Source organism: Microbispora sp. GKU 823, assembly GCF_002027145.1.
Lineage (GTDB): Bacteria > Actinomycetota > Actinomycetes > Streptosporangiales > Streptosporangiaceae > Microbispora > Microbispora siamensis.
This window is the reverse complement of record NZ_MWJN01000113.1, coordinates 23,118-29,117: the sequence shown is the minus strand read 5'-3', so window position 1 is coordinate 29,117 and position 6,000 is coordinate 23,118. Positions and strand designations below refer to the sequence as shown.

Below are 6,000 nucleotides of genomic sequence, written 5' to 3'. Positions count from 1 at the left end.
GGCCCGGCCGCCCGCCGTACGCGTGCCACGGTCAGGAGGCCGGTTCCGGCACCCGCGCGTGTGTGGTGAGCCGCCGGGCCCGGCCGAGCACGACGGTGTCGCCGGTCAGCAGGATGTCCGTACGCAGGGGGCGGTCGGCGGCGGACGGGCCGGCGGTGAGCGCGATGACGCCCGGTTCGACGATCCTGCGCAGGCCGGGATCGGTGTAGGAGAAGGCGTCCGTGGGAATCTCGAAGACCACCTCGCGGGTCTGCCCGGGCGCGAGCGGCACCCGGGCGAAGCCGACGAGTTGCGCGACGGGCCGGGCCACCTGCGCCACCGGGTCGGAGGCGTACAGCTGCACGACCTCCTCCGCCGGTCTGGTGCCGGTGTTGGTGACGGTCACCCGCGCCTCGACCGTGCCGTCCGTGGGGCACCGCTCCGCCGAGGTCGTCATCGCGTCGTAGGTGACGGTCGTGTACGACAGCCCGTGGCCGAAGGGGAAGGCCGGGGTCGGGTCGGACACGGAGATGCCGTCGGTGCGCAGTCCCAGGGGCGGCTGGAGGTAGGTGGAGGGGTTGACGAAGGGGGAGCCGGGGATCTGGACGGGCAGGCGGCCCGAGGGCTCGACCCGGCCGCTGAGCACCCCCCGCGATCGCCGTGCCTCCCTCCACTCCGGGCAGGAACGCCTGGAGCGCGGCGGCGGCCCGGCCGGCGTAGTCGCCCACGGCGTACGGGCGGCCGGACACCACGACCAGCACGGTCGGCGTGCCGGTGGCCAGGACCGCCTCGACCAGTTCACCCTGCACCCCGGGCAGGCCGAGGTGGGCCGCGTCGCAGCCCTCGCCGGAGGTGCCGTTGCCGAACAGCCGGCCCGGTCGCCGACGAACAGCAGGGCGAGGTCCGACCGCCCGGCCAGGGCGGCGGCCTCGGCGATGCCCGAGGTGTCGTCGCCGGACACGTCGGCGCCCCGGGCGAAGTGCAGGCCGGCATCGGGGAACTCGGCCCGCAGGAGGTCCAGGACGGGCGCGATGGGCAGGCCCATGCCGTGGTCGGGGAAGCGGTCGAGCACGTGGTTGGGGAAGGCGTAGCAGCCGAGCAGCGTCTGCGGGTCGTCGGCGCACGGGCCGATGACGGCGATCCTGGCGGTCGTCCCGGCGGCGATGGGCAGCACGCCGGTGGGGTTGGCCAGCAGCACCACCGAGCGCTCGGCCACGGTGCGGGCCAGGTCGCGGTTGCGTGGGCTGTCCAGGTCGACCTCGCCGGCGCCCTCGGGCACGAGGGGGCCGCCGTCGAGCAGGCCGAGTTCGATCTTCTGCCGCAGCACCCGGCGCACGGCCTCGTCGACCAGGGCCTCCTCCACGTGGCCGGCCCGGACCTGCTCGACCAGGCGGGCGCCGTAGCCGACCGTGTCGGGCAGTTCCACGTCGATGCCCGCGCGCAGCGCGACCGCGCCGGCGTGCGCCTCGTCGGCGGCGACGTGGTGCATCATGGCCAGGAACGGCACCGCCCAGTAGTCGGCCACGACCGTGCCGTCGAATCCCCACTGGTCGCGCAGCACCCCGCGCAGCAGTCCGGCGTTGGCGCCGACGGGCACGCCATCCACGTCGGTGTAGGAGTTCATGACCGAGCGGGCGCCGCCCTCGCGGATGGCCGTCTCGAACGGCGGGAGGATGACGTCGGCCATCTCGCGGGGGCCGATGCTGACCGGGGCGTGGTTGCGGCCCGCCCGGGAGGCGGCGTATCCGGCGAAGTGCTTGAGCGTGGCGATGATCCCGGCGTTCTCCAGGCCGCGTACGTAGGCCGCGCCGATCTGGCCCACCAGGTAGGGGTCCTCGCCGAGGGTCTCCTCGACCCGGCCCCAGCGGTAGTCGCGCACCACGTCGAGAACCGGCGACAGGCCCTGGTGGACGCCGACGGCGCGCAGGTCGTCGCCGATGGCCCCGGCCATCCGCTCCACCAGCGCGGGGTCGAAGGTCGCGGCCCAGGCCAGCGGGGTGGGGTAGGCGGTCGCGCCGTAGGTGGCGAACCCGGTCAGGCACTCCTCGTGCGCGATGGCCGGGATGCCGAACCGGTTGGCCGCGATCACCTGCTCCTGCAGCTTCCGCAGCCCGGCCGCCCCCTCCGCCGGGCTCAGCGGCGCCGTGCCGTACACCCGGGTCAGATGACCCACCCCGTCGCGCATCCGGTCGGCGAGGTCCGCGCCGTCCTTCATGAACAGGTCCTGCAACGGTGCGACGTTGCCGCCCGCCGCCTCCGAGCCGGCGGGCGAGATGTCGACCCACACCGATCCGAGCTGGGCGGCCTTCTCCTCCAGCGTCATCTCGGCCAGCAGCGCCTCCACGCGCTCGTCGAGAGGCCGGTCGCCGTCCCGCCAGGGCGCGAGCCCCGGCGCGTCTACGAATGTCATGACATCCCTTGCTTGTCGATCCATCGCGTGGGGCTCGGCCCCGGAAGACGCCGTACGGGGTTCAGGCGGCGGTCGGCTCGGCCGTGCCCGCGCCGCGGCGGCGGTAGACGGCGGTACGCGAGCAACCGCATCGAGCGCCCCCTGCTCATCTGAACTGTCGTCCGGACTGTCGTCCGAAAGTTTCTCAATCAGGACCGATAGTTTATGTGGACTCTAGGCCGCTGCGCTGGAGGTCGTCAAGGAAGCGGCGGTGAGATATCCGAAACATTCGGGTGAGTGTCCGAAAGTATGGCGCTAAACTGCGGCCATGACCACGACCAGGGAGCCGACACCGCCCGAACGCATGCCCTCCCGGCCGCTGACCATCGCCCAGATCGCCGAGCTGGCGGGGGTGTCCCCCGCGACCGTCTCCAAGGTCGTCAACGGCAGGTCCGAGGTCGCCCCCGAGACCCGGGCCCTGGTCGAGGACCTGATCCGCGAGCACGGGTACCGCCGGCAGAAGAAGCGCCCCACCGCCGCTCCTCTCATCGAGCTGGTCTTCAACGAGCTGGAGGGCGCGTACGCGATGGAGGTCATCAAGGGGGTCGAGCAGGTGGCGCGCGAGCACGACCTGGCGGTGGTCGTCTCCGAGCTGCAGGACCACCCTCCCGGCAGGGGCTGGATCGAGGGGGTGATCGGACGCCGTCCCTGCGGCGTGATCGTGGTCTTCTCCGGCCTCACCCGGGCCCAGCGCGAGCAGCTCAGGACCCGGGACATCCCCGTGGTGCTGGTCGATCCCACCGGCGATCCCGGGCACGAGCTGCCCTCGGTGGGCGCGGGCAACTGGAGCGGCGGCCTGTCGGCCGCGCGCCACCTGCTTGAGCTGGGACACCGGCGCATCGCCCTCATCACCGGCCCCGCCCACGCGCTGTCCAGCCGCGCCCGGCTCGACGGGTTCCGCGCCGCGATGGACACCGCGGGCGTGCCGACCGACCCGGGGCTCGTCCGGCAGGGCGACTTCAGCGCGGAGGACGGCCTGGCGCACGCCCGCTCCCTGCTCGCGCTGCCCCGGCCGCCGACCGCCGTGTTCGCCTTCAATGACGCGCAGGCCATGGGCGTGTACCAGGCGGCCCACGAGATGGGGCTGCGCATCCCCGACGAGCTGAGCGTGGTCGGCTTCGACGACCTGCCGATGGCGCAGTGGCTCATCCCCGCGCTGACCACGGTCCGCCAGCCGCTGACCGAGATGGCCGCCGCTGCCGCGGCCATGGTGGTCGCCCTCGCCCGCGGGGAGACCCCGCCGCAGAACCGCCTCGAACTCACCACCAGCCTCGTCGTACGCGGCAGCACCGCCCCGCTCGTGGCCTGAAGTTTCGGAACACAGACAGAAATTTCGGCACCGGCACCCTCTCGCCGGATCCCGCCGCTGATCCTGCTGTGAGGGCTGGTCGCGTCCGCTGCCCGCGAAGGCGGGACCCGCGTCAGAAACATTCGGAATCACTACGAAATTTTCTGCGGCGATCCATGCCGATACAGGGCTGCCGGTATCAGGTGCTTACGGTCTGATCCTTTCCAGGACTCCGGTAACGGCCGCCGTCAGCGACCAGAGTAAAGTACGCCAAATGGTGTATATGCCCAGATCAGCGAGGTAAAGGGTGGCGGTACAGGCAGTCCTGAAGCGTGTCGCCCTTGACACCAGGCCCCTGAGCATTCCCGCATACCGGCGGCTGCTGGTGGGGCAGGGGGTTTCCTTCATCGGCTTCCAGCTCACCTCGGTGGCCGTGAGCGGGCAGGTGTACAGCATCACGGGGTCGTCCCTGTGGGTGGGCATGCTCGGGCCGGTGAGCCTCGTCCCGCTTGTCGTCTTCGGCCTGTGGGGCGGCGCGGTCGCCGACGCGATGGACCGCCGCCGGCTCCTGCTGGCCGGCTCGGTGGTGGCCTGGCTGTCGACCGTCGCCCTGCTGCTGCACGCCTGGTCGGGGCTCGGCAGCGTCCATCTCATCCTCGCCGTCATCGCCCTGCAGTCGATCGGCTTCGCCGTCACCTCGGCGACGCGCGGCGCGATCATTCCCCGCATCGTGCCGACCGAGCGGGTGCCCGCGGCCAACACCCTCAACTTCCTCGTCAGCAGCATCGGCACTGTGGTCGGGCCGCTGCTGGCCGGGGTGGTGCTCGCCAAGGGCGGGTACGCCACCGCGTACCTCATCGACGCCGTCCTGTTCGGCGCAGGCTTCTACGCGGCCGTACGGCTGCCGACGCTGGCGCCCGTCGGCGAGATCTCCCGGCCGGGTTTCCGCTCGGTGGTCGACGGGCTCAGATACGTGGTGAGCAGGCCCGTCGTGCTCATGTCGTTCGTGGTGGACATCATCGCGATGGCGTTCGCGATGCCGAGGGCGCTGTTCCCGGAGATGGCGGCCGAGCGCTTCGGCGGGTCGGCAGTGGCGTTCGGCTGGCTGTCGGCGAGCATCGCCATCGGGGCGGTCGTCGCCGGCGTCTTCTCCGGCTGGGTCGGCCGCGTACGCCGCCAGGGGGTGGCGCTCACGCTCGTGATCGCCCTGTGGGGCGTGACGGTGGCCGCGGCGGCGCTGGCGCAGCCGTTGTGGCTGGTCGTGGCGTTGCTGGCGATCGGCGGCGCGACCGACCTCGCCTCCGCCGTCTGGCGGCAGACGATCCTGCAGACCTACGCGCCCGACGAGATGCGCGGACGCCTGCAGGGGGTGTTCATGGTCGTCGTCGCGGGCGGGCCCCGTCTGGGCGACCTGCGGGCGGGCGCCACCGCGGACGCCTTCGGGCTCGTGCCCTCCTGGGCGGGCGGCGGCCTGGTGTGCGCCCTGCTCGTCCTGGTGACCGGTTTCGGCGTGTCCGCCTTCCGGCGGTACGACGCCCTGGCGAGCCGCCCGGACACCCGCTGAGCCGTTCGATCGGGCGCGGGTCTCAGGGCCGGGCCTCGCCGCGTACGCAGAAGGAGATGGGGCTGCGGACGCGACCGGAGAAGACGAAGCGCTCCAGCGACCCGACGGTGAATCCGGCCGCCTCGATCGCCGCCACGCTGTCGCGGCCCGTGTGGCAGCCGCCGGTCAGGCACGGCCACACCGTCGCGTCCAGCAGGTCCTGCGCCCTGGCCCAGCCCGTGGGCCCGGCGCGGACATGTTCGAGGAAGCGCAGCCGCCCGGCCGGGGCCAGCACGCGGCGTATCTCCCGCAGCCCGGCGGCGGGATCGGGCAGCGAGCACAACACGAACGACACCACCGCCGCGTCGAACTCGCCGTCCCCGGCCGGGAGCCGGTCGGCCAGGCCGCCGACGACCTCTATTCGCACCCGCGCTCCACGGGCCGCGTGGAGGGCGATCGCCCGCAGCCGCGGTTCGGGCTCGACGGCCAGCACGCCGGTGACGGACGGCGGATAGTGGGCGAAGTTCAGCCCGTTGCCCGCGCCGACCTCGATCACCCGGCCGGACAGCCCCGCCACCAGCGCCTCACGCTGCCCGGTCATGCCGTGCCGGTCGAGCACCTGGCTGAACCAGGTGTAGAAGCGGGCGAACAGCGGATGGCTGACCCCGGTCGTCGGCATGGCGTCCCCCTTCCCCGTCCCTCCTTCATTCCCGCCCGGCACGAACCCTCATGACCTGCGGC

At 72.8% G+C, this 6,000-nt stretch carries 4 protein-coding genes and 2 pseudogenes; 2 read left to right on the top strand and 4 right to left on the bottom strand.

Annotation, left to right across the window (positions count from 1 at the left end; genetic code table 11):
• Nucleotides 1-31: 31 nt before the first annotated feature.
• The 3 genes and pseudogenes from B1L11_RS52950 to B1L11_RS52940 form a co-directional block, all read right to left on the bottom strand.
• Entirely contained in the window at nt 32-436 is a 405-nt protein-coding gene (locus B1L11_RS52950; RefSeq protein ID WP_256863230.1) for a fibronectin type III-like domain-contianing protein, read from the bottom strand.
• A 253-nt stretch (nt 437-689) separates the two neighbouring features.
• Nucleotides 690-788 (bottom strand): annotated as a pseudogene (locus B1L11_RS52945) (hypothetical protein); the annotation flags it as partial.
• Nucleotides 789-1,309: 521 nt separating this feature from the next.
• Nucleotides 1,310-2,302, bottom strand: a pseudogene (locus B1L11_RS52940) (glycoside hydrolase family 3 protein); the annotation flags it as partial.
• 430 nt (nt 2,303-2,732) lie between these two features.
• Here B1L11_RS52940 and B1L11_RS37505 point away from each other — a divergent pair.
• Both B1L11_RS37505 and B1L11_RS37500 read left to right on the top strand, forming a co-directional pair.
• Complete coding sequence (locus tag B1L11_RS37505; protein ID WP_179155506.1) at nt 2,733-3,737, top strand: LacI family DNA-binding transcriptional regulator; 1,005 nt, start codon at nt 2,733-2,735, stop codon at nt 3,735-3,737.
• A gap of 286 nt (nt 3,738-4,023) precedes the next feature.
• Nucleotides 4,024-5,280, top strand: a complete 1,257-nt coding sequence (locus tag B1L11_RS37500; RefSeq protein WP_079320006.1) for an MFS transporter — start codon at nt 4,024-4,026, stop codon at nt 5,278-5,280.
• 22 nt (nt 5,281-5,302) lie between these two features.
• Here the strand turns inward: B1L11_RS37500 and B1L11_RS37495 are convergent, their stop codons facing one another.
• The gene (locus B1L11_RS37495; RefSeq protein ID WP_079320005.1) at nt 5,303-5,938 is read right to left on the bottom strand and encodes a class I SAM-dependent methyltransferase; all 636 of its coding nucleotides are present in this window, start codon (nt 5,936-5,938) and stop codon (nt 5,303-5,305) included.
• Between the last annotated feature and the right edge of the window lie 62 nt (nt 5,939-6,000).

Coding starts and splice junctions, on each gene's coding strand:
- B1L11_RS37495 (WP_079320005.1), bottom strand. CDS start 5,938: ATGCCGACGACCGGGGTCAGCCATCCGCTGTTCGCCCGCTTCTACACC.
- B1L11_RS52950 (WP_256863230.1), bottom strand. CDS start 436: ATGACGACCTCGGCGGAGCGGTGCCCCACGGACGGCACGGTCGAGGCG.
- B1L11_RS37505 (WP_179155506.1), top strand. CDS start 2,733: ATGCCCTCCCGGCCGCTGACCATCGCCCAGATCGCCGAGCTGGCGGGG.